This is a genomic window from Pseudomonas sp. NPDC089401, assembly GCF_044749485.1.
In the GTDB taxonomy this organism is placed as follows: Bacteria; Pseudomonadota; Gammaproteobacteria; order Pseudomonadales; family Pseudomonadaceae; genus Aquipseudomonas.
Map to the genome: position 1 here is coordinate 627,312 of NZ_JBIVIA010000001.1, position 25,907 is coordinate 653,218.

Annotated in this window: 19 protein-coding genes; 4 read left to right on the top strand and 15 right to left on the bottom strand. The window is 60.7% G+C overall.

The annotated features are described in order from the left end of the window. The first annotated feature begins 4 nt into the window (after window positions 1-4). Both ACIP21_RS02925 and ACIP21_RS02930 read left to right on the top strand, forming a co-directional pair. On the top strand, window positions 5-2,398 hold the full coding sequence (locus ACIP21_RS02925; RefSeq protein ID WP_400683738.1) for a fimbria/pilus outer membrane usher protein: 2,394 nt from the start codon (window positions 5-7) through the stop codon (window positions 2,396-2,398). Beyond that, window positions 2,395-3,360: a spore coat protein U domain-containing protein gene (locus tag ACIP21_RS02930; RefSeq protein WP_400683741.1), complete on the top strand. Its 966-nt coding sequence runs from the start codon at window positions 2,395-2,397 to the stop codon at window positions 3,358-3,360. The genes ACIP21_RS02925 and ACIP21_RS02930 overlap by 4 nt, the downstream gene beginning before the upstream one ends. Window positions 3,361-3,479: 119 nt before the next feature. Here the strand turns inward: ACIP21_RS02930 and ACIP21_RS02935 are convergent, their stop codons facing one another. The 10 genes from ACIP21_RS02935 to icmH form a co-directional block, all read right to left on the bottom strand. Next, window positions 3,480-4,628 (bottom strand): M14-type cytosolic carboxypeptidase, encoded by a 1,149-nt coding sequence (locus ACIP21_RS02935; RefSeq protein WP_400683744.1) that lies wholly within the window; start codon window positions 4,626-4,628, stop codon window positions 3,480-3,482. A 68-nt stretch (window positions 4,629-4,696) separates the two neighbouring features. Next, entirely contained in the window at window positions 4,697-4,954 is a 258-nt protein-coding gene (locus tag ACIP21_RS02940) for a PAAR domain-containing protein (protein ID WP_400683747.1), read from the bottom strand. Continuing rightward, on the bottom strand, window positions 4,951-5,775 hold the full coding sequence (locus tag ACIP21_RS02945; protein ID WP_400683750.1) for a DUF6708 domain-containing protein: 825 nt from the start codon (window positions 5,773-5,775) through the stop codon (window positions 4,951-4,953). Before ACIP21_RS02945 ends, ACIP21_RS02940 begins: the two co-directional genes overlap by 4 nt. 110 nt (window positions 5,776-5,885) lie before the next feature. Beyond that, window positions 5,886-6,653: a DUF6708 domain-containing protein gene (locus tag ACIP21_RS02950; protein WP_400683753.1), complete on the bottom strand. Its 768-nt coding sequence runs from the start codon at window positions 6,651-6,653 to the stop codon at window positions 5,886-5,888. Window positions 6,654-6,763: 110 nt separating this feature from the next. Continuing rightward, window positions 6,764-7,519, bottom strand: coding sequence for a DUF6708 domain-containing protein (locus ACIP21_RS02955; RefSeq protein ID WP_400683756.1), 756 nt, complete (start codon window positions 7,517-7,519; stop codon window positions 6,764-6,766). Between the two features lie 111 nt (window positions 7,520-7,630). Further along, a complete protein-coding gene (locus ACIP21_RS02960) occupies window positions 7,631-8,383 on the bottom strand; it encodes a DUF6708 domain-containing protein (RefSeq protein WP_400683758.1) in 753 nt (250 codons plus the stop codon). A gap of 2 nt (window positions 8,384-8,385) precedes the next feature. Next, window positions 8,386-11,544 (bottom strand): T6SS effector BTH_I2691 family protein, encoded by a 3,159-nt coding sequence (locus ACIP21_RS02965; protein ID WP_400683761.1) that lies wholly within the window; start codon window positions 11,542-11,544, stop codon window positions 8,386-8,388. Continuing rightward, window positions 11,541-12,479 (bottom strand): hypothetical protein, encoded by a 939-nt coding sequence (locus tag ACIP21_RS02970; protein ID WP_400683764.1) that lies wholly within the window; start codon window positions 12,477-12,479, stop codon window positions 11,541-11,543. Before ACIP21_RS02970 ends, ACIP21_RS02965 begins: the two co-directional genes overlap by 4 nt. Before the next feature lie 5 nt (window positions 12,480-12,484). Then, complete coding sequence (locus ACIP21_RS02975) at window positions 12,485-14,593, bottom strand: type VI secretion system Vgr family protein (RefSeq protein WP_400683766.1); 2,109 nt, start codon at window positions 14,591-14,593, stop codon at window positions 12,485-12,487. 52 nt (window positions 14,594-14,645) lie between these two features. Next, window positions 14,646-15,461, bottom strand: coding sequence for a type IVB secretion system protein IcmH/DotU (gene icmH, locus ACIP21_RS02980; RefSeq protein ID WP_400683768.1), 816 nt, complete (start codon window positions 15,459-15,461; stop codon window positions 14,646-14,648). Between the two features lie 362 nt (window positions 15,462-15,823). On the opposite strand from icmH, the gene tssM reads away from it, so the two are divergent. After that, window positions 15,824-19,429 (top strand): type VI secretion system membrane subunit TssM, encoded by a 3,606-nt coding sequence (tssM, locus tag ACIP21_RS02985; RefSeq protein ID WP_400683771.1) that lies wholly within the window; start codon window positions 15,824-15,826, stop codon window positions 19,427-19,429. Here the strand turns inward: tssM and ACIP21_RS02990 are convergent. Both ACIP21_RS02990 and ACIP21_RS02995 read right to left on the bottom strand, forming a co-directional pair. Next, window positions 19,417-19,932: a DUF4880 domain-containing protein gene (locus tag ACIP21_RS02990; protein ID WP_400683774.1), complete on the bottom strand. Its 516-nt coding sequence runs from the start codon at window positions 19,930-19,932 to the stop codon at window positions 19,417-19,419. The two genes, tssM and ACIP21_RS02990, sit on opposite strands and share 13 nt — an antisense overlap. A 448-nt stretch (window positions 19,933-20,380) precedes the next feature. Then, entirely contained in the window at window positions 20,381-20,692 is a 312-nt protein-coding gene (locus ACIP21_RS02995) for a DUF6124 family protein (protein WP_400683777.1), read from the bottom strand. A gap of 89 nt (window positions 20,693-20,781) precedes the next feature. Between ACIP21_RS02995 and ACIP21_RS03000 the strand changes: the two genes are divergently transcribed. Beyond that, window positions 20,782-21,483, top strand: coding sequence for a LexA family protein (locus tag ACIP21_RS03000; protein WP_400683780.1), 702 nt, complete (start codon window positions 20,782-20,784; stop codon window positions 21,481-21,483). Window positions 21,484-21,514: 31 nt separating this feature from the next. Here the strand turns inward: ACIP21_RS03000 and ACIP21_RS03005 are convergent, their stop codons facing one another. Genes ACIP21_RS03005 through ACIP21_RS03015 form a run of 3 tightly spaced genes read right to left on the bottom strand, consistent with a single transcriptional unit; the run spans window position 21,515 to window position 25,890 of the window. After that, a complete protein-coding gene (locus ACIP21_RS03005) occupies window positions 21,515-23,467 on the bottom strand; it encodes an acetyl/propionyl/methylcrotonyl-CoA carboxylase subunit alpha (RefSeq protein ID WP_400683783.1) in 1,953 nt (650 codons plus the stop codon). Next, window positions 23,464-24,279: a gamma-carboxygeranoyl-CoA hydratase gene (locus ACIP21_RS03010; protein WP_400683785.1), complete on the bottom strand. Its 816-nt coding sequence runs from the start codon at window positions 24,277-24,279 to the stop codon at window positions 23,464-23,466. The genes ACIP21_RS03005 and ACIP21_RS03010 overlap by 4 nt, the downstream gene beginning before the upstream one ends. A 3-nt stretch (window positions 24,280-24,282) precedes the next feature. Further along, window positions 24,283-25,890, bottom strand: a complete 1,608-nt coding sequence (locus ACIP21_RS03015; protein WP_400683788.1) for a carboxyl transferase domain-containing protein — start codon at window positions 25,888-25,890, stop codon at window positions 24,283-24,285. Window positions 25,891-25,907 lie beyond the last annotated feature (17 nt).

A 25,907-nucleotide genomic window follows, 5' to 3' on the forward strand; every position in this document is an offset into this window, starting at 1 on the left:
CTGAATGAGAGTCAGGGGCCAGGGAGGACCCGGCGATGGTCGGAATCCGTGTGTGAAAGGGCTGTGGCGGGTGTCGCGCCGCTGGTGCCTGGGGCTGGCCGTGTTCGGCCCCTGCCTGGCCGTGGCCGACGACCTGCCGCCACCACCCACGGAAGCCGCCGCCGTGGCCGACGCCACGCTGTATCTCGACCTGTTGGTGAACCAGGTGCCCAGGGCTGAGCTGGTGCCGGTGCAACAGCGCGCCGGGTACCTGTACCTGGACAGCGAGGTGTTGCGCGCGGCGGGCATCGCCTTGCCAGGCAACCCCCAGGGCGAAGTGGCGCTCGAGCAGATTGCAGGCCTGCACAGCGATTACGACAGCCAGAACCAGCGGCTGCTGCTGCAGGTGCCGCCGGCCTGGCTGCCGGACCAGCAACTGGGCGATCGCAACCTGTACCCGCCCAGCGAGGCCCGCAGCAGTTTCGGTGCCTTGTTCAACTATGACATCTACCTCAACGACACCGACGACGGCGGTACCTACCTCGCCGCCTGGAACGAGCTGCGGCTGTTCGACAGCTGGGGCACCTTGTCCAGTACTGGCCAGTGGCGCCAGCGCTTGAACGGCGTGCAGAACGATGCCAACCGCCAGGGCTTTTTGCGCTACGACACCACCTGGCGCTTCACCGACGAGCAGCGCCTGCTGACGCTCGAAGCCGGCGACTTCGTCACCGGCGCCTTGCCCTGGACCAGCTCGGTGCGGGTCGGGGGCCTGCAACTGTCGCGCGACTTCGGCGCCCGTCCCGACCTGGTCACCTACCCGCTACCCGCCTTCGCCGGCGAGGCGGCGGTGCCGACCTCGCTGGACCTGTTCATCAATGGCTACAAGTCCAGCACCACCGAGCTGCAGCCCGGTCCCTACACCCTGACCAATGTGCCGTTCATCAACGGCGCCGGCGAAGCGGTGGTGGTGACCACCGACGCCCTTGGCCGGCAGGTGTCCACCACCTTGCCGTTCTACGTCACCAGCAGCCTGCTGCAGAAGGGCCTGTCGGACTACTCGGTGGCCGCCGGCAGCTTGCGCCGTGACTATGCCGTGAAGGACTTCAGCTACGGTCCTGGCGTCGCCTCGGCCAGCCTGCGCCATGGCGTCAGCGACAGTTTCACCCTGGAGAGCCATGTCGAAACCGCCGAATCGCTGCTGCTCGGCGGCCTGGGCGGCAACCTGCGCCTGGGCACCTTCGGCGTGCTCAATGCCGCCCTGGCACAGAGCCAGTTCGAGGGTGAAAAGGGCCATCAGGTCGCCCTCGGCTACCAGTACAACAGCCAGCGCATCGGTTTCAGCTACCAGCGCCTGCAACGTCATGGCGACTACGCCGACCTGACCCGGGTCGACATCCCCGACATGCAGCTGAGCCAGCGCAGCGAGCAGGTGACCCTGAGCCTCAACCTCAACCAGTACGGCAGCCTCGGCGCCGGCTACTTCGATGTGCGCGCCGGCGACAGTACCCGCACCCGGCTCATCAACCTGAGCTGGAGCAAGCCGCTGTGGGGCAACAGCAGCCTGTACCTGTCGGCCAACCGCGAGGTCGGCGACAGCCACTGGGCGGTGCAGGCCCAGGTGGTGATCCCGTTCGACTTCGGCAGCACCCTGGCGCTGAGTACCGAACGCAGCAAGGACGGCGAAAGCCTGCAACGGGTCAACTACAGCCGCGCCGTGCCGATGGGGGGGGGCGTGGGCTACAACCTCGGCTATGCCAGCGGCAGCAACCGCGATGCCTATCGCCAGGCCGACGTCACCTGGCGCCTGCAGTCGGTGCAATTGCAGGCCGGCGTATACGGCAGCAGTGGCGAGATGACCCGTTGGGCCGACGCCAGCGGTTCGCTGGTGTGGATGGATGGCGGCGTGTACGCCGCCAACCGCATCGACGATGCCTTCGTGGTGGTCAGCACCAGCGGCTATGCCGATGTGCCGGTGCGCTACGAGAACCAGGAAATCGGCCGCACCGACCGCAGCGGTCACCTGCTGGTGCCCTACAGCAGCGGCTACTACCGCGGCAAGTACGAGATCGACCCGATGAACCTGCCGCCCGACGTGCTGGCTGCCGAGGTCGAGCAGCGTGTCGCGGTGCGCCGCGGCAGTGGCTACCTGCTGGAATTCCCGCTCAAGCGCGTGCTTGCGGCCAGTATCGAACTGGTCGACGCCAACCAGCAGCCGCTGAAGCTTGGCAGCAAGGTCGTCCACCAGGAGAGCGGTGGCCAGGCGGTGGTGGGCTGGGATGGCCTGGTGTACCTGGAGAACCTGGCACCGCACAACCGCCTGCAGGTGACGCTGGAAGGAGGAGGGCAGTGCCAGGTCGAATTCGTGTTGCCCGATGCGCAAGGCACCGTCCCATTGATCGGCCCGCTGGTGTGCCGATGAAGTGGCTAGGGTGTGCGCTGCTGATGCTGCCGGCCGGCTCCGCCTGGGCCTTGTGTTCGTCCGTGGCGACCTTGCCGGCGGCGTTCGGCACGATCAACTCGACCCTGGTGCGCACCAACGTGCAGACCGCGTCATCGACCAACTCGGGGCTGCAGTGCACCGGTTCGCTGCTGAGCCTGCTCAGCTCCGGCGACCATTTCTACGCCACCATCACCTCGGCCACGGGCACCACCGGCCTGGTCGGCCCCAGCGGCGATGTCATCGGCTACACCCTGTACGCCGACAACAGCACCAGCTACCCGATCACCCGCGGCGTGGCTTTCGACTTTGCCCGCAATGGCATCCTCGACCTGCTCGGGCTGCTCAACGGCACCACCCCAAAAGCCGTGCCGCTGTACTTGCGCACCCAAGTCGGCAGCAACGTTGCGGCCGGCCTGTACCAGGAAAACCTCACCGTCGCCTGGAGCTGGAACTACTGCTCAGGCATCGGCATCGGCAGCATCTGCCTGGGGCGCGACATCGGCTCCGGGACCCAGACGCTGAACGTCAGCCTGACCGTCAGCAACGACTGCCAGATCACCACGCCCAACATCAGCTTCGGCAGTGCGCCGGTGGTGGCCGGGTTCGGCACGGTGAGCCAGAGCGTGAGCCTGTCGTGCACCAAGGGCAGTGCCTTCACAGTGGGCCTGAATGACGGCGAGAACGTCTCGGGCGGGCGGCGGCGGATGAAGTCCACCGCGGGCAACTACCTGGCCTATGACATCTTCAAGAGCGCCGGCACCACGCGCTGGGGCTCGCTGACCACGGCCCGGCGTTCGAGCAGCGATGCCGACGTGAACCCCGGCAACGGCACCGGGACGGGGAGCCAGGTGTTCAACTACAACGCCAAGGTCTACACCGACCAGACGACGCCGCCGGCGGCGAGTTATCTCGACAATGTGATTCTGGATGTGGCGTTCTGATCGGGGATTTCTGTACCGGCCCTTTCGCGGGTAAACCCGCTCCCACAGAGACTGCATTGCCCTCAAGTGCGGCGCGATTCCTGTGGGAGCGGGTTTACCCGCGAAGAGGCCGGACCTGCTCAGCGCAAATCGCCAACCATTTTCAACAGCGTGTCCAGAACCGCCCCTGCCAATGCCTTGGACCGCGCTCCCGACCACTCGGCCACCGGCTCCGGCGCATCGTCATGGTCCTTGAACGGCATCTCCAGCGTCAGCGACAGGCAGTCATAGGCCATTCCCACCGCATTGCACGCCAGCGTGGTATTGGCCTGCCCTGGCGCGTCGCGGGTGTAGCCATGCACCGTCTGGAAATCCCGGGTCACACTGCACAACGTGGTGCGGAACTGTTCTTCGAGCTTGGCCAGCCGCGGCGTATATCCCGGGTTGCCCTCGCAGGCCGCGGTGAACACATGGGGGATCTCCTCATCGCCATGCACATCGATGAACGCATCCACCCCATACTGCTTCATCTGCGCCTGGGCGAAGAACACCTCCGGGCTCAGCTCGACGCTCGCATCCTGCCACGCCCGGTTCAGGTCCTTGCCCTTGAAGTTGGTACGCAGGTGGCCGAGGAACGCGCCATCCGGGTTCATGTTCGGGATCAGGTACAGGTCGGCCTTCGCCAGTAACTGCTGCACGGTCGCATCGTTGGCCTGCAACCGGTCGATCACCCCCTCCATGAACCATTCGGCCATGTGCTCGCCGGGGTGCTGCTGGGCTATCAGCCACAGCTTGCGCTTGCTCGTGGCGCCGTCACCGGCGCGCAGCAACGGAATATCCCGGCCCTGGACGCTGCGCCCGTGGGCCAGCAGCTCCACGCCGGCAATCTGCTGGGCACGCTCGACCAGCTGGTTGTGGCGCGCGCGCGGGTAGGGTTCGAAGTAGGCGAACCAGATCTGCGCCTGCTCGGCCTCGACCTCGAACGACAGCGCCTTGCCATCGAACTGGCTCGGTACACGGAACCAGTTCTGCTGGTCGTAGGACGCCACGGCGTTGTAGCCGGCCCAGGCGTTCTTGTAGGAAGACTCACTGGCGTTGTCCAAACTGAAGCGATGGACCTGCCCCGGCGTGAGGCCGCTGACCTTGAAGTGGAACCACTGGAAGTGGCCGCTGTGGGTATCCGGGCGAATGGCCAGGCGCACCTGGGCCGGGTTGCTGGCATCCAGGACCTGGATGTTGCCGGAATCGAAGTCACAGTCGATCTGCAGGGGGGACAGCGTCACGGTCATGGGCGGGCTCCTTGGGATTTGTTGTGGGGGTACTGTACACCGCTTGGGCGCTCAGTGAGTGCGCCGGGTCACTCCACCAGCCAGCTGGGGTCGCCTTCGATCAGCGTACCGCCGTGGTTGGTGGTGTCGCCGACCCGGGCGGCGGGCTGGCCTTCGATGATCAGGTGCGCGGCACCGGTTTCGATGATGGCGCCGCAGGAAGTGAGGTCGCCGACGCGGGCGATGGCAGCGCCGTTGACGGTGGCGGAGGCGGCGCCGGTGGTGACGGTGGATTGGCCGTGGAGGGGGCAGTCGTGGCGGTGGCCGACTAGGACGATGGGGTTCATTGGGGCTCCTGAAGGGTTGGATCTTGAAGAAGCGCTTGGGTTGTTGATTGGTTTTCGGGGGCTGTGCGTGATTCCAGATCCATTTCAGGCGGCCATTCAACTTTCGGTGCCAGGCGAGAAGCTATTTCACACCAGAGGATATCGTTGTGATCCTTAGGCTCGCCAGGTGGTGGGAGGGCAGAGGGGCCTTCTTGCATGTAGGCGCAGACATATGCCCAGGCGTATTGATCTGCGCCCATGGCAGTGAGGCTGAAGCGGTCTATTACTGTGTTGGTTCCCGGTTCGACAATGGAAAGCATCACACCAGTTTTGAAGATTATTCCTCCATTAGGCATCACTCCTCTCTTTTCCCAGCGTTCGGCGCGAACTTGAAGCCAGTCGTAGCTTATTGGGGTGATGCGCCCTTTATCCAGTGGATGCCACCATCTGCATTTAAAGTTGTAGGCGTATATTTTCTGACGTGCTCTATTGAAGCGGATGGGTTCGTCTCTTGGAGGGTTGGTGCTGAGTCTAAATAATAGACTGATTGTCCATGTGCAGCTCACTAAGCCAATAATTTCTGTGCAGAGTGTTGCGAGCGAAGTGGGTGCGTCGTTTGTTGTGGAGAATAGCAGGTTTAATATAAATGCTGTGCATGCGATATTCGCCAGGAATAATGTATTTCGGAAGGCAACGGTTTTTCTTGGTGTTTCTAGGTATATTTCATCCATGTGATTGGGAGTGTCATTACCTAACCCTTTGTGCTCCATGGGAGGCGCATCAGGGAGCGGCAAGTCTTCCTTCCAGCCAGAGCATGGAGGATTTAATAATGGTTGGATCATGGTTGAATGTGCTCAGCAGCTGTGATTTATCCGAGGGCTATGGGTTTCATTCGAGTTCTGTAGGCTTGTTAGTTATCAGTATTAGAAAAGGCAGTGAGGTTGCGATTCTTTCAAGGGGCTGTGCGTGATTCCAGGTCCATTTCAGTCGGCCATTCAACTTTCGGTGCCAGGCGAGAAGCGATTTCACACCAGAGGATATCGTTGTGATCTTTTGGCTCGTCGGGTGGCGGCAAAGCGGAAGGTCCTTCTTGCATATAAGTGCAGACATACGCCCACGCGTATTCGTCTGCACCCATGGCCGTGAGGCTAAAGCGATCTATGACGGTATTGGTTCCCGGTTCGACAATGGACAGCATGACTCCAGTTTTAAAAATTATTCCCCCATTAGACATCGCTCCAGTCTTTGACCAGCGTTCGGCGCGCACTTGAGACCAGTCGTAGCTTACTGGGGTGATGCGGCCTTTTTCCAATGGATTCAACCATCCGAGTTTGAAGTTGTAGGCGTAGATTTTTTGGCGAGCTCTATTGAAACGAATTGGTTCGTCTCTTGGTGTGTTGGTGCTGACATTAAATCCGTAGCAGATGAGCCAAGTGCTGCTGGGATAAAGTATCAATGCGGCGAGGAAGGTTGCAGGGCTGTCGTGCATATAGTTTGTTTCAATAAATAGCATAACTAATGAGAATGCGGTGTACGCGATCATCAATAAGAAGAATGCGTTCCGGAAAAAAATGGTTCGTCTGGGTATTTCAAGATAAACTTCATCAATGTGGTTTGGGGTATCTTTACCCAACCCTTTGTTCTCCAAAGGAGACGCATCAGGGAGAGGCAAGTCTTCTTTCCAGCCAGAGCATGGAGGATTTAATAATGGTCGGGTCATGATTGAATGTGCTCAGCAGCTGTGATTTAACCGAGGAATATGGATTTCATTTGAGCTCTGTAGGCTTGTTCGTTATCGGGACTAGAAGAGGCAGTGAGGCTGCGATTCTTTCAAGGTGCTGTGCGTGATTCCAGATCCATTTCAGGGGGCCACATTACCTTAGGGGCCAAGCGTAATGCGAATTCATACCACAGCACATCATTGTGGTCCTTGGGTATGCCGGGTGGCGGTAAGGCAGAGGGGCCTTCTTGCATATAGGTACAGATGTAGGCCCAGGCGTATTGATCTGATCCCATGCAAGTAAGAGGAAATCGATCAATCACTTTATTTGATCTCGGATCCACTATTGAGAGCACTACACCCTGCTTTGTCATGGAGCCGACCCGCTGTAACCATCTTTCGGCGCGTGCCTGTGACCACTCATAGGAAACATGTGAAACTTTCCAGTTGCCCAGAGGGTTCCACCAGCAGTGGATAAAATTGTAAGCGTATACTCTTTGGCGGATACGATTGAAGCGAATTGGCTGGTCTCGGGGAGGGCATAGGTCCATGCGCAAGCCGATTAGTATTAACCAAGTCAGGAAGAGGTAGCTTACTATTGCTAGTGGTAAGATTGTAAGCTCTCTGGTTGATATTATGTCAATGATTAATCTTGGGGCGCCGAGGAGTAGGTAAAAGGCTGGAATTAACGTTAATGAAACAGCCCCCCTCCATGTTGATGATGAGCGTGGAAATTCTAGGTATACGGTGTCAATATGGTTGGGTGTCTGTCTGCCTGTGAATTTTTTATTATTGGGCTTGGCATGAGGGTCCGGTAGGTCCTCTTTCCAGTTTGGGCATGGGGGGTTTAATAATGGTCGGGTCATGATTGAATGTACTAGTTGGCAGTGTTTTATTCGGGTGTGATGGGTTTCATTTGAGCTCTGGCAGCTTTGGTCATGATCGGGGTTAGAAGAGGGACTTAGGTTGGGTGTTTTTCAAGGAGCTGTGCGTGATTCCAGATCCATTTCAGGGGGCCACATTACCTTTGGGGCGAAGCGTAATGCGAATTCATACCACAGCACATCATTGTGGTCCTTGGGTATGCCGGGTGGCGGTAAGGCAGAGGGGCCTTCTTGCATATAGGTACAGATGTAGGCCCAGGCGTATTGATCTGATCCCATGCAAGTAAGAGGAAATCGATCAATCACTTTATTTGATCTCGGATCCACTATTGAGAGCACTACACCCTGCTTCATCATCGAACCGACCCGCTGTAACCATCTTTCGGCGCGTACCTGTGACCAGTCATAGGAAACATGTAGAACCTTCCAATCGCCCAGTGGATTCCACCAGCAATGGACGAAATTGTAGGCGTAAATTTTCTGCCGGGCACGATTGAAGCGAATGGGTTGATCTCGAGGAGGGCAAAGATCAATGCGTAAGCCGACCAGCGTGATCCATGAACTGGAAAATGCTGCGAACAGTACAGCTGGCAAGATTGAAAAATCTCGAGTTTGAATGACTTCAAGTACTAGCAGCGGAGCGATCAACGTAAACAAAGCAGTTGGGATTATAGCTATTGAGATAGCTCCTCTCCATTTTGATGTTGTGCGAGGTATTTCTAGGTATATCGCATCTGAATGGTTAGGTACTTGATTTCCTGTGTTTTTGATGGTGTTGGGTGTCTCATAGGGGTTAGGTAGATCTTCTTTCCAATCTGGGCATGGTGGGTCTAGCTTTGGTTGCATCGTTAATAACCTATTTTTTGTGGCTTGATTTTGTCTTCTCGGGTGATTAGCTTTGCAAAGCCTTTCTCGTCAGCCGTGTCAGGCCAGTAGGTTAGAGCAAGTTCTATTGCTTGAATTGAATGATTTTCCGAAAGAATAAGCTCCCCTTGAATTGTAAGGCTATTGCTCTCCGTTTCTAACTTGACTGTGGGTTGGGCTAGTATTGCGTCAGGGAAGAAATTTTTTATCTGTGATGGAGGTGAAATGTACAAGCCCGAGGCAGAACTGTCGCTTGAAGAAAGAGTAAGTCCTCTATTTTCGCCTGCTCCGTAGATATTGAGTGACCACTCGTAACGCGAAGTACCAAACTCATAATTTGGTAGGCAGAGGAAGTAGCTCAAAACGAATGCAGCGGGAACCGCCGAGGGGTCGCTGAATACTATGCCGGTCGACGCCTGGGTGCTATATCCCAAACGGATTGCTATAGAGACGTCAGCGGTAACTCCGAGAGCCGCCGCATTCAGGGCACCTATTGATACATCTAGATCTCTTGCGAGAAGCCAGTTCTGAGAGTCGTAGGGGATTCCCCATTTGCTACGGCGAGCCCACAGCTCTAGCAGATTTGATTCTTCACGCTTCGCTGATGATGCCATGCCATAGGCAATCAACCCGGCGAGAATAGCAAAGCCTAGTGGGCCGAGTAGCGTTGTAAACGTAATTCCCATAATTCCAGCTACAGCACTGCTTGCAGCAAGTCCACTGGCAGTTATATATCTCAATGAAGCTGATTTATCTCCTTGCTTCATTGTTCTCAAGGCTGCGTGAGCATATTGTGTTGCATCGAAGGCACCCGCAAGTGCTGCTACGGCAGTGCCGTAGTTTGAAATTCTGGCCCCCAGTGAAAGAGCATTGCTTGCCTCCGGCAAAATGCGCTCAGGCCTCAAGATTTTTACGGCAAATCCCGCGCCTTCAATGCTTGCGCCCAGCACACCAAATGACGATGATCCAATTGCTGCAAGCGCTTCCGGATTAGTGTTTGAGGTTTTGAGTAGCGCTTGATAGTTTGTGTCCAGGCTGTCTTTGTTGAACCAGAGACTGCCTAAGGCTAGCATCAATAAAAATCCATTCTGTCCAGCCCCAGTTGCCGCGCCACGTATGCTCTGAAATGCTTCACTAGCTAAATGTCTTGCCGCTTCCGCACTCACTTTCACACTCTGTGTCGTAAGCTTTGTGCCTATGGCAATATCTCGGACTAGTTCACTGACGCTGCCAGATCCACTTTCACGCAATTTCAATATTCGAGACTGCAGGTTCTCAGTACTTTCAAAAGTCCAGAGCATTACCTCGATTAACTGATGGCGATTGCCGGGCGCCGCTAGGTTTATGGCGCCGCTGAGCACCATGGCCCGTATCTTGCGTGCAGCGGGTTTGCGGAACTGTTCATCGAGCTTGCTGAGGTAGGCATTGGTCCGCTCTTGCAAACTTTCATTGAGCAGGCTCATGTATTCGCCGAGGGTCAGCGAAAGTCTGATTTGAGTCACTGACTGTCCGGCAAAAAGCAGAAACGCTGCGCGGTGTACGTGACCGATCAATGCTTTGGTCTGTGCAGTGATGTGTTGACCAATTGTATTACTTGCACTGTTGGCCGCGGCGAGCAGTTGGCCGATGGCGTCCTGCACCGGCTGGATCATGAATCGTTTGCCTTCACTGGTGGCGATGATCCCCTTGATCGAGTCATGCAGCTTGTACAGGTCATCGCCGGTGAGGCCATGCACAATCTGTGGCATCAGGTCCTGATGCTTGGCCATCAGCGCCTGGTAAAGCAGGCTGTTGGGGTCTTCGAGCAGTTGCTGCCAGAGTTCCTGGGTAGGTTCTAGCTCCGCATCCTTATGGACGGGTAACTCGGTTGGGCCACCTGCAAGACAGGCCGACATCATGCCGATGAAATATTCTGCCGAGAGGCGACTGGTGGCGCTGTAGTCCAGGTGACCGATGCGTTGAAAGGCCCGTTGGACGTAAAAGTGTGTGTAGAGCGCTCCGACCTGATCGACCATTGATTGCCAAAGTTTCAGTTCACGGTCATAGGCTGCCTGGAACTTGGCCCGGGCCTTTTCGTCATAACGGTCTTCCAGACGTTCACGGGCTTCCTGTTGTTTACGCTCAATGTTGCGTGGTGCTTTGGCTTCGATGTCCACAGGCGGCAGGTAGGCCTTGAAGCCAATCGGATTTTCGTTCCATTCCTGGGTGTACTTGGCTTCATTCTCGGTGTCTTTCACCGCTTGTATTGCCGCCCTGGCCTCGTTCAGCTCGCGAATACCCAACAGTGCCTGTGAGGTGAACAATTCGAAGTGACGCTGGGGTTCGGCACGCCATTCCTGCATGCTGCGGAACCAGGTGGTGCGCTGGGCGTTGGCTTCCATGACCAGGCCGACCGGATCGGGCAGGGTCAGGGCCAGCACGCCATTCGGCAGCTGCTCCTTCTGGATGGTGGTGCGCACATGGGTGAGGGTGGCGAACAGCCGGCTCAGGCGGGGATAGTAGCCATGGCAACTGACGAACTTGCCGGGGGAGTAGGTGCTGTACTCCAGCACGTCGTCCAGGCCGAGTTCGGCGTCGGTCATGGCGATGCCGAGGCTGGCCGGGTCGTTGCGAACGGTGTTCAGGTCCAGTTCGACAAAGCGTTCGAGGTATTTTGGCGTGCCGGCGGCAATCCCGTCGCGATAGCGGTCCAGCACGTCACGCGGCCAAGGGTCGTTGGCGAAGGCGATCCACGCCTTGCTGAACAGCTGGGTGTGGATGTTGATGAAGGAGGCGATGACATCGTGATCCTTGGTTTCGCAGTGTTTGTGCAGCGACGCCCCCGGCGCCATCGGCATCTGTGAAACGGGAAAGCGCCGCAGGGCACCTTCGGGGGTGACCTGGTAGGCGTGCCAGATTTCCTGGTCGAGCAGCACGTAGACATAACCCTGGCGCAGGACGCGCAACTGGTTCGGGTGCAGCGGGGTGTGGGTGATCTCGCTGTCGTAGGCGACGAGGTAGGACTGGGTGTCGCGCGGGCGCGGGGCATAGGCCTCGCGCAGCAGCAGGATGGGCAAGCCTGAACGCTCGCAGGCATTGCAGGTGCCATATGGGTTGGGGATTTCTTCCTGCATGGCGATGCTGATGGCTTTGCTGATGCTCATGAATGGCTCCTTGCGGGGGGCAGTGCGGCGACGATCTGCTGCCATGCGTAGTCGTCGTAAGTGGCGAAACGCGAGACGAGTTGCTGTTTGCCAGCGACGGCTTGGGCGACATCGTTTTGGATGGTGGGATGAAGGAGGAGGTGGGGGTGGATCATGGCCATGTGTAGGCACAGGCATTGAACGTCGGCGCTATCACGGAGCCCTTGTTGATGGACCTCATGGATAAAATTGAATGCATAGGAGGGTGCTTGCTCGGGGAGCCCCCGACTGCCTGTATAGCAGTCAGGCGCATAGGCATGCTTTGAGGAATTCAGACGACGCCAGGCTGCGAGCAGTTGGATGACGTGAGGCGTGAAGATCTGGACGTCTCGCACGATAGCCGGAATGACCCGTTGATCGGGCGGTGGTAGTCCCACGATCTGTATCGCATCTCCCCTCGCGTCGGGATATAGCCAACTGCGGATGGGGCCGAGTGCCTCGCCTGCTTTTTTTGTTGCCGAATGCAGCAGGGCAAGGCGGGCAGGTTCGAACCATGGCGCAAATGTCTCTTTGCACGCTGGCCGCAAGGTCTGGCATTCCTGAGCAATGTGACTGGCGATCACCTCGGATGATTGCTCGCTCAACAGCCAGCCGCACACATAGCGCCTGTTTTCTGCGCTTTCCATCGCGGCATGTTCTCCACTGAAACTTGCCTGCTCTGGCATATCCTCTTCAGGTCTGGCCAGACAGACCAAGGCGGGCCAAAGCTCTGGGGTATTGACCATGTCGGCACGTGCAACGCGTACCACCGCTTCGTTGCCAAGGGCTTTTGTGAGTGATGGAATGCTCAAGGGATGCCGCGCATTGCAGCTGACGACTGGGTCCAGCAACAGGTAGACATTTTCTTGATCCACACGGTGCTGGTTGATTAGGTCGCAAACTCGCTCCAGGCTCATGTCGTTCAGCCCTCGCAGCGTTGACGCGTCTGTAAGGGTAGGCTGCTGGCAGATAACGAGTTTCCGGAGCCAGACTCCAGCTTGTCCATCTGCCCCTTGAGCCGCAGAGTTGTTCCATCCAGCGTGATGCCATCTGCATCGATACAAAGGGTGCCGCCCGGAGCTTTCAACGTGATGCTTTGCGCGGCATTGATCTCGAACGTCTGAGTGTGATGCCGGATCGCTTCTCCCGCAGTGACATTAATCTGGCCCTCGACCTGTTGCTGGAACATGCCCCCCACCTGCACCGTATGATTGACCTTGATGGTGTCCTCGCGGTTGTTGTGAATGGTTTCGACGCGGTCCTTGCCAATGCTGATGTATTGGTTTTCGCCAATGTTTAGCGTGGCATGCTGACCAATGGTGACCTTTTCGTTGTTACCTACCGTTTCCACGCGGTCGCAACCGACGGTGATCGTCTCGTTGTGGTCGACCTGCTCGGTGCGGTTACGCCCGACCTGCGTGGTCTCATCGTGCTTGACCACGTTGTTCTGGTCGCGCTCGGCATGGATGAACACCTCCTGGCGCCCCAGTTCATCCTCGAAGCGCAGCTCGTTGAAGCCATCGCCCTTGTGGGTCTGGCTCTTGATGGTCATGCGCGTCTTGTGTTCGGGCAGGTCGTACGGCGGCAGCTGGTCGCCGCAGTAGGTGCGCCCGGTGATCATCGGCTGGTCGGGGTCGGCGTTGACGTACTGGATGATCACGTCCTGGCCAATGCGCGGGATGGCCATCGAGCCCCAGCTGCCGCCGGCCCAGCCTTGCGACACGCGCACCCAGCAGGAGCTGAATTCGTTGCTGTTGCTTTCCCGGTCCCAAGGGAAGCTGACCTTGACCCGGCCCCACTGGTCGCAAAAGATTTCCTCGCCGGGCGGGCCGACCACGGTGGCCATGTGCGGGCCGTCGACGCGCGGGCGGGGCAGGGGGGCGGGGCGCCATTCGGCCATGCCCGGGACCAGCACCGCGCTCTGCTCGTAGTGGGTGCCTTGCTTGGCGTCGGCGCAGGCGTCCTGCAGGCTGGTGAACTGGCTGCCCTCGTGCCTGACCCGGGTCACCCGCCAGAGCACGTTGCGGTCCTCGCGCGGGTGGCCGGTGAGGGTAAAGGCCTGGCCGGGCTGCAGGCGCACGTCGTCACCGGTCACTTCGGCGATGCGCGCATCGTGGCGCAGGCCGGTGAGGCGGGTTTCGGTGAAGGGGATGCCGACCGCCTCGCGCTTGTAGCGCCCGGGGTAGTCGAAGCGCTCGTAGTCCTTGGATTGGTGCACCTCGCCCATGACGTCGGCGCGCTGGTCGAGGCGATAGGCGGGGTGGGTGAAGGTGTAGTCGCGCTGGGCCTGGCGGGCGGTGCGCACGTTCTCGCTGTAGTGCAGGCGCCACAGGCAGGGCCTGGCCTGGTCGCCGCCGCTGTTGTGGTGGTACAGCACGTGGTTGCGGCCGATGTCGTCTTCGGCTTCGGCCTCGAAGAAACCTTCGTCCTCGTCTTCGTGCTCGATCGTGCCGCGGCTGATCAGCCCGAGCGACAGCAGGCGGTCGGTGATCAGCAGCTTGTGTTCCTTGGCGCTGTGCTCGAAGCCGTAGACGAAGCCTTCCTCCCCGGCGAGGCGGGCGATGAAGGCGAGGTCGGTTTCGCCGGCCTGGACGCAGAATTCGCGGACTTGGTGATCGAAACTGCTGCCCAGTTCGTAGCGCAGGATGCCCTGGCGCTCGAGCATCAGTTCGAGGATCTGCGGGACGGTTTTCTGCTGGAAGATGCGCCAGTTCGAACGCAGCCCCGCGCGGGCCAGCTGGGGCTCGACCACGGCGTGGTAATGGGTGCGGTGAAAGCCGCTGTCGCCCTGGCGGAAGCTGCTGACCAGGCCGTGCACGTAGCGCACCGGGTGATCGCCGTTGTAGATCGTGAACAGGGCGGGTTTGTCGAGCAGTTGGCCGAAATCGATGTCGTCGTCGAAGCTGATGAGCTCCAGTTTCAGCTGGAAGGGTTCGCTCAGGGCTTCCAGCAGTTCGAACGATACCACCTCGAGGTCGATGCGCGCGGCCAGGGGTTCGAAGCTGTAACGCAGATCGGACTGTCTAGGCATGTTGACTCCAGTAACGATGTGCTAAGGCAGGGCATTTCAGGCAAGCGCAGAGTTACTGCTGCAAGATGCGGTTGAGCGAATCCAGCACTTCGCCAGTGATCAGTTGCAGGCGCCAACTGTAATAGCCGTACAGCGCTGCAATAATGCCGGCGGCAATCAATACCGGGCTCCACCATGGCCACGAACGACGCATGCGGAATTTGTGCGGCGCCACATTGTTCGACGCATCCTGAAATAGCGCCGGCAAGGGGCCGCGCAACTCGCGGATGCTTTTGTGCAATCGGGTGATGTGGGCTTGCAGCGCGGTGTCGCCATCGGGTGCGAGTGCGTACTTGCCCTTCAGGCCCATGCACAAGACCAGGTAAATGAACTCCAGCACATCCTTGAATCGTTTGGGCTCTTGTTCCATGCGGGCAAGGAGGGTGAAAATTTTTTCGCCGCCATGGGTGTCGCCATGAAACTCCCCCAACATCGATCGATGGCTCCACAGTGAATGCTTGCCCCATGGTCTGCGCATCACGGTTTCATCGAGGAACAGACACAGCGCGTACGAGTAGGCAGAAACCTGCGCGGGCTCGTAGCGAAGCTGGTTCATTTCCGCCACGAGGTTATCGATGCTGATGTGCACCTGGCGATGCAGTTCAGCCATGTCGTCGAGCTTGTCCAGCGTGTCCAGGCGCATCGCCAGCCCGATCAGAGGCATGGCTGCGCCACACATGGGGTTCATGAATTTGCTACGCAGCTGGAAATCTGGATCGGTCGGGCAATCCGAAGCACAGCCGGGAGGGTAGGCGGCGTCATTGAATGACTCAATCCGACTGTTGAGGCCTTGGCGGGCTGCTACTGACTCCCTGTCTAGAGATGACATCTTGTTGTTCGCTCCGGATGGCAATGATGCAAGTTAATGTTTCGGCTAGTGGGTGTTTCAACTGTTTTTGTAGGAAATTTACATGCTATTAAAAAATTGCGGCGACGTTTGTAGGAATAGTCTTTGTGAGTTGTGTTTTATTGTTTCGATAATCTTGTTTTTTTGTGGTTGACATAAAAACCATGCGCGTAGAAGTGTGCGCTGGTCGAGTGGAAAAGTGTAAATTTATATTTGATTGTGCGATGCGGTCGATTGTCCTAGTCTTTCCCGTACTATTTGGTATGTCTGGATTATGAGTACGTCAAGTCGGCGTCATTTCTGATGCCGTTATTGGTGTGTGTCAATATTGAGCAGGAGCCCCAATGAACGAATTATGGAAGCCCTTGAAACGCTGGGGCTTGGTATTGGCCGCACGTATGAATCTGTTCATGCCCCTCTTGCTGGTGATGGCGACTGCCCTGCTGTTGATGGCGATCTGGTGGTCAGGCCCACAGTGGACCTGGCGCGGACATCGTCCACTGGCCAGTGTGGAGTGGCGCGGTCTCGCAAGTGTATTGCTGGTCGTGCTGCCGTTGCTGTGCTGGTCGATGGTGCTGCGTTCGCGTTTTCGACGGCTTGCATGCGAACGTGAGCAAGCGGTGGCTGCCGAGTCTGACCCCAGCTTGTCGTTTGTGCAGGGGCAGGAGCACGCGCTGAACAGGCAACTTGCCAACTACCTGGACAAAGCAGGTGGACTGTACCGATTGCCGTTCTATCTGGTTCTGGGGGCCGGAAACGCTGGTAAAAGCAGGCTTGTCGAACACTCCGGCCAGCGTTTTTCCTTGACCTGCATCGACAAGGCCCAGGCTTCTGGGCTGAAAGGGGAAACGCCCGCCTATGGCGTGAGCTGGTGGATCAGCGATGATGCCGTGTTCATCGACCCGCCGGGCGACTTCATCACCCAAGGAGCCAATCCTGCCGTCCGACAGAATACCGACAACCTGAAAAGGCCGAAGCTGCCGACGGGCACGCAGGCCAAGCTGTGGATGCACCTGCTGGGCTGGCTTGTGCGCTGCCGCAGTCGTAGGCCGCTTAACGGCATGTTGCTGGTGGTCGACCTCGCGGCACTGTTGCATGCCTCGCGAGAGGAGCGTATGGCCCTGGCGCACCAGCTGCGTACCCGGCTCCATGAAGTGAGCAGCCAGCTGGGCATGCAATTGCCGGTGTACGTGGCGTTGAGCAAGGTTGATTTGCTGGATGGCTTCGACCGGTTTTTCGGCCAGCTTCCTCGGAGCCTGCGAAGTCAGCTGCTTGGTTTCACCTTCGAGGTGAAGGCGAGCGTTCAGCGAAATGCGTGGCTGAGCGAATTCATCAGTCATTATGCGCAGCTGATCGAGCGGATTCAGGAGCATGCGGTGAGTGGGCTCGCTACATCAATGACGACCGAGGAGCGAAAGCGACTGCTGTCGTTCCAGGCTCAGCTGGAGGGTCTGCAACCGATCTTGCAGGTTTTTCTGCAAGAAGCTTTGGCCAGTGACCGTTTCACCACCCCGGCATTGGTGCGGGGCCTGTACTGGTCATCCGCCGAGCAGCACGGCGAAATTGAAAATGCCTTCGTCCGCGAAAGCGCGCTGGGTTTCAAGACCTTGCGCCCCTTGCGCGAGGGCAGGCGCCCCGCCCCAAACGCTTCCCCCTTTTTCACCCAGCAGATCTTCCAGCATATTCTCTACCCCGAAGCCGGCCTGGCAGGCGACAACATCAAGGTCTCCCAGCAGAAGCGCCGCGCCCTCTGGCTAGGCTCCGGCGTCAGCCTGCTGGCCATCGTGGTCGCCGGCACCAGCCTGCACCACTATTCCACGCTCAACCAGGCCAACGCCGGTAGCGTCCTGGTCAAGAGCCGGGCGTTCAGTGCCGGCGAAGTGGATGACCATCTCGACCCGACCGGTCGCAACCTGCTGGCGCCGTTGCAGCAGATCCGCGATGCCGTTTCGGTGTTCGGCGACTATCGCTCGGCCTGGCCCGGGGTGGCCGATGCGGGCCTCTATCAAGGCCGGGCCATTGGCCCGATGGTCGACGAGGCCTATCTGAGCCTGCTGTCACGGCGCTTTCTGCCGGCGCTGGCCAGCGGCCTGGTGGATGCCATGGAAGCGGCGCCCGCGGGCAGCGAGCAGCAGATGGCGGCACTGCGGATCTATCGCATGATCGAGGACCGGCAGAACCGGCGGGCATCCTGGGTGGAGGCCTGGATGGCCGATCGCTGGCAGCTGGCCTTCCCTGGTGAAGGCCAGGTGCAGCGGGACCTGATGCGGCACCTGCAATATGCCATGGCCTATGCCGATGCGGATCTGCAACCGTTCACGCAACGGGTCGCTGCGGTCCAGCAGGCGCTGCGCAAGGTGCCGCTGCAACAGCGGCTGTATGCCAGCCTCAAGCGCGATGCAGAACACAGGTTGCAGGCAGGCGTGGATCTGCGTCATCAGGTCGGGCCGGCATTCGATGTCATCTACCTGACTGCCGAGCACACACGCCTGGCCCCGTTGCTGACGGCGAAGGGTTTCAGTACGTTTTTCGCGCCGCGCAGCCAGCAACTCGGCGAGATGGCCATGATCGACCGTTGGGCCCTGGGTGAGCGCCAGCAACCGGATCATTCGGACGCTGACCGAGCCGCGCTGGCCGAACAGTTGCACAACCTGTACAGCGCCGACTACATCGACAGCTGGCAACAAGCGTTGTACCAGCTGCAGGTGACCGACTTCCATGACCTTGGCCATGCCGTTGCGGTACTGGCACAGCTGACCGGGCCGGCGGCGCCGCTGCGTCGGCTATTGGAGACCGTGCGCGACAACACAACCGTCCAGCCCGCGACCCCGACTGACTCAGCTGAAGGGCCATTGCTCGCAGCCCAGGGCTTGCCCGCCATTTCCCATCGCCTCAACCAGATGGCAGATATTCGCCTGGCCTTTGCCGGTTTGAACGAGACCCTGGAGCCCAAGGGCGAGCGCCCCAGTTATTACGAGGAAACCCTCAACGCCCTCAAAGCCGTGCACGATTATGCCAGGGCTGTGCAGAACAGCCCGGACCGGGGCAGGGCGGCGCTTGATGCCGTGCTCGAGCAGTTTGCGGCGAAGGGCGCCGACCCGATCGCCACCTTGCAGCGGGTTGCGATCGGCCTGCCTGAGCCGATCCGGCAACAGGTCACGACGGTGGCCGAGCAAACGGCCCAGGTGCTGATGATCGAAGCATTGCAGGAGCTGGAGCGGCGCTGGCAGGCCGAGGTGTACAGTTTCTTCGAGCAACGCCTGGCGGGGCGCTATCCCTTCCGGGTACGGGCGGAGGATGCCGCGTTGGATGATTTCGAGGCGTTCTTCGGCCCCAGGGGGCGGCTGCAGCAGTTTCAGGACAAATACCTGGACACCTTCCTGGCAGAAAACCTCAGCGCGCTGCAGGCCGATAACCGCAGTGGCGCCCTGATTCACCCAGGCGTGATCGAGCAACTGGAAAGCGCGTCACGTATTCGCGAAAGCTTTTTCGACAGTCGCGGCAACCTCAGCGTGCAGTTCAGCATCGAACCCCTTGGGCTCAGTGCCAATCAGCGCGTCAGCTTGCTGGAACTGGCCGGCCAGCAGGTCCATTACACCCATGCACCTCGACAGATGATCGGGGTCATCTGGCCCAACCCGGAACACATGCGCAGCACGCTGACCTTGCTGCGACAGAACGGCAACAGCAGCAGCCTGGAGTATCGCGGGCCTTGGTCGATGTTCCGTCTGCTCAGCAGGGGAGGGTTGAATGGGCGCACCGATACCACGGTGGACCTGACCTTCAGGGCGGGGGACGGCGCGATGCGTTACAAGCTGCGCTCGGAAAAGACCTTCAATCCGATCACCCAGCAGCCCTTCAAGGGGTTCAAGTTGCCCCGTACCTTGCTGGATCAGCCGTTGCAGGTGAGTGCAGCCCGGCAGCAAGACGCGCTCGCTCAGGCCCAGTAGCCAAACAGCAGCAACGCCGCCACACCCAAGCCCACCGCGACCGAACACCCACCCAACGAAATCGCCGCGCGCCCTTGCCGGTACCAGCCATCCTGCCCCAGCTCCCGCGCCGGGGCGAGCAGGCTGCGCCAGCGCAGTTCGGTGTCATGGAAAGCCTGAAGGTGTGCCGGGTCTGCATCCAGCCAGCGACGGAAGTCGATGCGCTCGCATGAGGTCACCTCGGGGCTCTGCAAGCGCACGTACCATTGGCCGGCCATGCTGGCCACGGCATCCCCGCGTGGGCGTGTGGTCTGCAGGGCCTGGTTCATGTTGCGTTCGATGCTCAGCAGCGGCAGGTCGAGGCGTTTGGCGATGCTGGCGAAATCCAGCTGGTCAAGGCGGTTGAGCAGGAACACTTGCTGGACGCGACGGGGCAAGCGTTTGAGCCCATGCAGCAGTACGTCGTCAGCAGCCTGCTCGCGAGAAGGCGTGGGGTGGTCAAGGGGCAGCAGCAGACGGGTCATGAACAGCTCCTTGCTCAAGGGTGGGATGGGGGCATCATCCGTGATGCGAAACCAGACTAAGCGAAACGAGATTGATTCTCAAGTGCTGATTCCGCAAAGTTTTGTAATGAGCGTTCACGCTCTGACACACATTTGCTATCATGGCGGCCATCAACGATCTTCATTAGCCTGAAGAGCCAAAAAAAATGACCCGGCAAAAAGCCGGGTCAAAAACCGTGATTAGCCTGATGAGGAGATAATCTGAGAGCGACCTAAGCTTTCAGGTTATCCAGCAGATCTCGCGATCCGCTGAGTGCAATAATAATCGTTATCATTTGCCAGTCAAATGATTTTTCTGTCATCCGGTAAAAAAGTTTTACCGGAGCACTTCCTTGTCCCGGCAAATGGAGCCTTTTGCAGGCTGCCATCCTCCCTTGCGGGCCATCACGCCTCTCCCTCCCTGTTCTGTCTAGAGCCCTTTGTGCACGGCGCGGTTGTGCTCGAGCAGGGCTCTGGCCATGTCCATCATGTGCATCAGCGCGAAGGTCAGCTCCCGGGTGCTGCCGTCCTGATGAACGGCGGTTTCCTGGGCGGTGGCGGCGGCGCAGCGTAGCAGGGCGATGGCGTGGTCCTGGGCCTGCTCGGCGGTGACGCCCTTGTGCAAGGTCCAGATCGGATGATGCTGGCCGGCGCTCGGCGGGTTGGGGTTGAGGTAGTAGTCGAGGGCGCGGCGGGCTGCATCGCTGTCGAGATCTGTTACGTCGTTTTTCGGTGGTTTCATCCTGATACCTGCTCATGGCCAGTAGGGAAAAGGTTCAGCTCGAGTTTAATACTTAAAGTAGCGATGCGCTTTTTTACAAATAATACTGAATGTTTATTGAGCGGCAGAAGGCAGTCCGTATCGTGCCAGCGATGAATATGGATAAATGGATTGCCCTCGTCCGTGACCGGATCGAGGAACTCGATATCTCCCAGGAGCAGCTCGCCGAACGTGTCGGGGTGTCCCAGGGCAGTGTGGGCCATTGGCTGGGCAAGCGGCGCCAGCCGCGGGTCGACTCGATGAACAAGGTGTTTGTCGAGCTGGGCATGCCCCATTACCACGTCAGCCTGCAACTGCGTGTGCTCGGCCAGGTGGGCGAGGACAGTGGCCGTTACCTGCTGGATGACGAAGATGACGGTGTCGACCTGATGCAGTACATCGTCAGCTTCCGCTACCCGGTACGCGGCTGGGACGAGCTGGAGGTGACCGAGCAGGGCACGGTGTTCGAACAGACCGATTACTTCGCCCAGGGCAGGGCGTTCTGGCTGACCGTGGAAAACGACGCCATGAGCTCCGCCAGCGGTCGCAGCGTGCCACAGGGCATGCGGATTCTGGTGGATTGCGGCCTGGAGGCGGTGCCAGGCCGCCTGGTGATTGCCCGCCAGCCGGGGAAAACGGCAATTTTGCGGGAGCTGGCCGAGGAAGGCGGGCAGCGCTACCTCAAGGCGCTGAACAGCACGTACCCAGCGCTGGTGTGTGAAGAGGGGTGCGAGTTTCTCGGGGTGGTCGTGCAGGTGCACGGCAGCGTCTAGATTGTCGGGGCCGCCAGGCGGCCCCATGCCCTCATTCCACCAGTTCGACCAGCACCGTCCCTTCGCTGACCATATCCCCCTCCTGACAGAACAGCGCCTGCACCGTCCCGCCATGGGGGGCGCGGATGCTGTGCTCCATCTTCATCGCCTCCAGCACCACCAGCGCGGTGCCGGCTTCGACCACTTGCCCGGGCTCCACCAGCACCCGCACGATGCTGCCGTTCATCGGCGCCCCCAACCCGCCCTGGTGGCTGTGGCTGGCTTCGGCCTCGGCGATCGGATCGAAGGCCTCGATCGCCAGCATTTCGCCGTCCCAGCGCAGATACAGCGTGCCACCCCGGCGTGCCGCCAGGTAACGGCGGCGAATGCCTTGGTCATCGTGCTGCAGTTGCTCGCCGTGCAGTTGCCAGGCCGGTTCTGCCGAACGCTCCAGCGCCACCGCCTGGCGTTCTCCACCACTCACCAGGTGCAGGCTGCTACGCGCCGGCAACCCCAGGCGCAAGCCATTGCGCACTGCCCAGGGCGAACAGGCATCGTCACCGCGCTGGTGCGCTGCCTGGCCTTGCAGCCAGGCCTCGGCCGCCGCCTCCCAGAAGCCGGCTGGCAGCGGCTGGGGGGCTGGCAGCAACTGCGCCTGATGCCGGGGAATGAACCCGGTATCCAGCTCGGCCTCGGCAAATGCCGGATGCGCAAGGATGCGCCGCAGGAAGGCGATATTGGTCTTCACCCCGCCAATGGCGAACTCGTCGAGCATCGCCAGCAGGCGCAGGCGCGCCTGTTCGCGGTCCTGGCCCCAGGCGATCAGCTTGCCCAGCATCGGGTCGTAGAACGGCGACACCACGTCACCCTCGCTGACCCCACTGTCGACCCGCCGCCCATCGCCCGGCGCCGACTCGCGGTACAGCGCCAGGGTGCCGGTGGCGGGCAGGAACTCGTTGCCCGGGTCTTCGGCATACAGCCGCACTTCGATGGCATGGCCGATCAGCGGCACCTGCTGCTGGCTGATCGGCAGCGCTTCGCCGCAGGCCACGCGGATCTGCCAGGCCACCAGGTCAAGGCCGGTGATAGCCTCGGTGACCGGGTGCTCCACCTGCAGGCGGGTGTTCATCTCCATGAAGAAGAACTCGCCACGGGCATCGAGCAGGAATTCCACGGTGCCGGCACCGACATAGCCGATGGCCTGGGCCGCGCGTACCGCCGCCTCGCCCATGGCCTGGCGCAGTGCAGGGGAAAGGCCCGGTGCCGGCGCTTCCTCGACCACCTTCTGGTGGCGGCGCTGGATCGAGCAATCGCGCTCGTTGAGGTACAGGCAGTTGCCGTGCTGGTCGGCGAACACCTGGATCTCCACATGGCGCGGCTTGAGCACGTACTTTTCCACCAGCATGCGCGCGTCGCCGAACGACGACTGCGCCTCGCGCTGGGCCGAGGCCAGGGCGTCGGCCAGCTGGCTTTGCTCCTCGACCACCTTCATGCCCTTGCCGCCGCCACCGGCGCTGGCCTTGAGCAACACCGGGTAGCCGATGCGCTCGGCGGCGACGCGGAAGGTGTCGAGGTCCTGGGCCTCGCCGTGGTAGCCGGGTACCAGCGGCACCCCGGCGTCTTCCATCAGCGCCTTGGCCGCAGACTTGCTGCCCATGGCGTCGATGGCGCTGGCCGGCGGGCCGAGGAAGATCAGCCCGGCCTCCTCGATGGCGCGGGCGAAGCCGGCGTTCTCGGAGAGAAAGCCGTAGCCCGGGTGAATGGCCTGGGCGCCGCTGGCCTTGGCAGCGGCCAGGATCTTGTCGACCACCAGGTAGCTGTCGGCGGCCTTGCTGCCGCCCAGGTCGACACGGATGTCGGCTTCGCGGCTGTGGCGGGCGTCACGGTCGGTGGCGCTGTGCACGGCGACGGTGGTCAGGCCCATGGCCTTGGCGGTGCGCATCACCCGGCAGGCGATTTCGCCGCGGTTGGCGACCAGCAGGGTGGTCAGTACGGGGCGGCTCATGGGCGCGGCTCCTTCTTGTCGTCGGTTTGCCAGGCAGGGCGGCGTTTTTCCAGGAAGGCGCGCAGGCCCTCCTGGCCTTCGGCGCTGACGCGGATGCGGGCGATGGTGTTTTCGCAGTAGCGGCGCAGGGCCGGGCTGAGCTCGCCATCGTCCACTTCGCGCAGCAGGTCCTTGGTGGCGCGCAGGGCCTGCGGGCTGTTGTGCAGCAGATTGTCGACCCAGGTCTCGACCTGGGCGTCCAGTTCGCTGGCCGGGTAGACCTCGGCCAGCAGGCCCAGCTCGCGGGCCCGCACGCCGCTGAAACGCTCGGCGGTGAGGGCGTAGCGGCGTGCGGCGCGTTCGCCGATGGCCTTGACCACGAACGGGCTGATCACTGCCGGGGCCAGGCCGATGCGCACTTCCGACAGGCACAGCTGGGCGTCTTCGGCGCCAATGGCCATGTCGCAGCAGCTGATCAGCCCCAGCGCGCCGCCGAAGGCCGCCCCTTGCACCACGGCCAGGGTCGGCGCCTTGAGGCGGTGCAGGGCGTACATCAGCTCGCCGAGTTCGCGGGCGTCATCGAGGTTGGTGTTGAAGTCCAGCTGCGCCGACTGCTGCATCCAGGCCAGGTCGGCACCGGCGCTGAAGTGCCGGCCACGGCCGCGCAGCAACAGGAAGCGCAGGCTAGTGTCTTCGGCCAGTTGGTCGAGGGCATTGATCAGCTCGCGGATCATCAGTGCATTGAAGGCGTTGTTCTTGTCCTCGCGGCTCAGCCACAGGGTGGCGAAGCCGCGTGGGTCGCGGGTCACTTCGAGGGTGCTGAAATCGCTCATGGGTCACATCCGGAAAATGCCGAAGCGGCTCTGTTCGATGGGCGCGTTCAGTGCGGCGGACAACGCCAGGCCCAGCACGTCGCGGGTCTGCGCCGGGTCGATGACACCGTCGTCCCACAGCCGGGCGCTGGAGTAGTAGGGGTGGCCCTGGTGCTCGTACTGGTCGAGGATCGGCTGCTTGAGCCGGGCTTCGTCCTCGGCGCTGAAGGCCTGGCCGCTGCGTTCGCTCTGCTCGCGCTTGACCTGCGCCAGCACCCCGGCGGCCTGCTCGGCGCCCATCACGCCGATCCGCGCGTTGGGCCACATCCACAGGAAGCGCGGGTCGTAGGCTCGGCCGCACATGCCGTAGTTGCCGGCACCGAAGCTGCCACCGATGATCACCGTGAACTTCGGCACCTGGGCGCAGGCCACGGCGGTCACCAGCTTGGCGCCGTGCTTGGCGATGCCGCCTTCTTCGTACTTCTTGCCGACCATGAAGCCGGTGATGTTCTGCAGGAACAGCAGCGGGATGCCGCGCTGGCAGGCCAGTTCGATGAAGTGCGCGCCTTTTTGCGCAGCTTCGGCGAAGAGGATGCCGTTGTTGGCCAGGATCGCCACCGGGTAGCCGTGCAGGTGGGCGAAGCCGCACACCAGGGTGGTGCCGAACAGCGCCTTGAATTCATCGAACACCGAGCCGTCGACCAGCCGTGCGATCACCTCGCGCACATCGAACGGCTGCTTGGCATCGGCCGGCACCACGCCATACAGCTCTTCGGCATTGTACAGCGGTGCCAGCGGTGCCTGGCGCTGCAGCTTGCCGAGCTTGTGCCAGTTGAGGTTGGCGACGCTGCGCCGGGCGATGGCCAGGGCGTGCTCGTCGTTGTCGGCATAGTGGTCGGCGACCCCGCTGGTGCGGCAGTGCACGTCGGCGCCGCCAAGGTCCTCGGCGCTGACCACTTCACCGGTGGCGGCTTTCACCAGCGGCGGGCCGGCGAGGAAGATGGTCGCCTGCTGGCGCACCATGATCGCTTCGTCGGCCATGGCCGGCACGTAGGCGCCACCGGCGGTGCATGAGCCCATCACCACGGCGATCTGCGGGATCCCCAGGGCGCTCATGTTGGCCTGGTTGAAGAAGATCCGCCCGAAGTGCTCGCGGTCGGGGAACACTTCGTCCTGGCGCGGCAGGTTGGCGCCGCCGGAATCCACCAGGTAGATGCACGGCAGGCGGTTCTGCAGGGCAATGGTCTGCGCGCGCAGGTGCTTCTTCACCGTCAGCGGGTAGTAGGAGCCGCCTTTGACCGTGGCGTCGTTGGCCACGATCATGCATTCCACGCCTTCGACGCGGCCGATGCCGGCGATCACCCCGGCGGCCGGCACGTCTTCGCCGTACACCTCATGGGCGGCCAGCTGGCCGATCTCGAGGAACGGCGAGCCTGGGTCGAGCAGGCGGTCGATGCGCTCGCGCGGCAGCAGCTTGCCGCGCGAGGTGTGCCGCTCCTGGGCCTTGGGCCCGCCGCCCTGGGCCACCTGGGCGAGCAAGCTGCGCAGTGCCTGGACCTGTTCGAGCATGGCCGCGCTGTTGCCGGCGAACTCTGCCGAACGCGGGTTGATCTGGGTGTGCAAGGTAGCCATGTGCGCCCGTCCCCTGT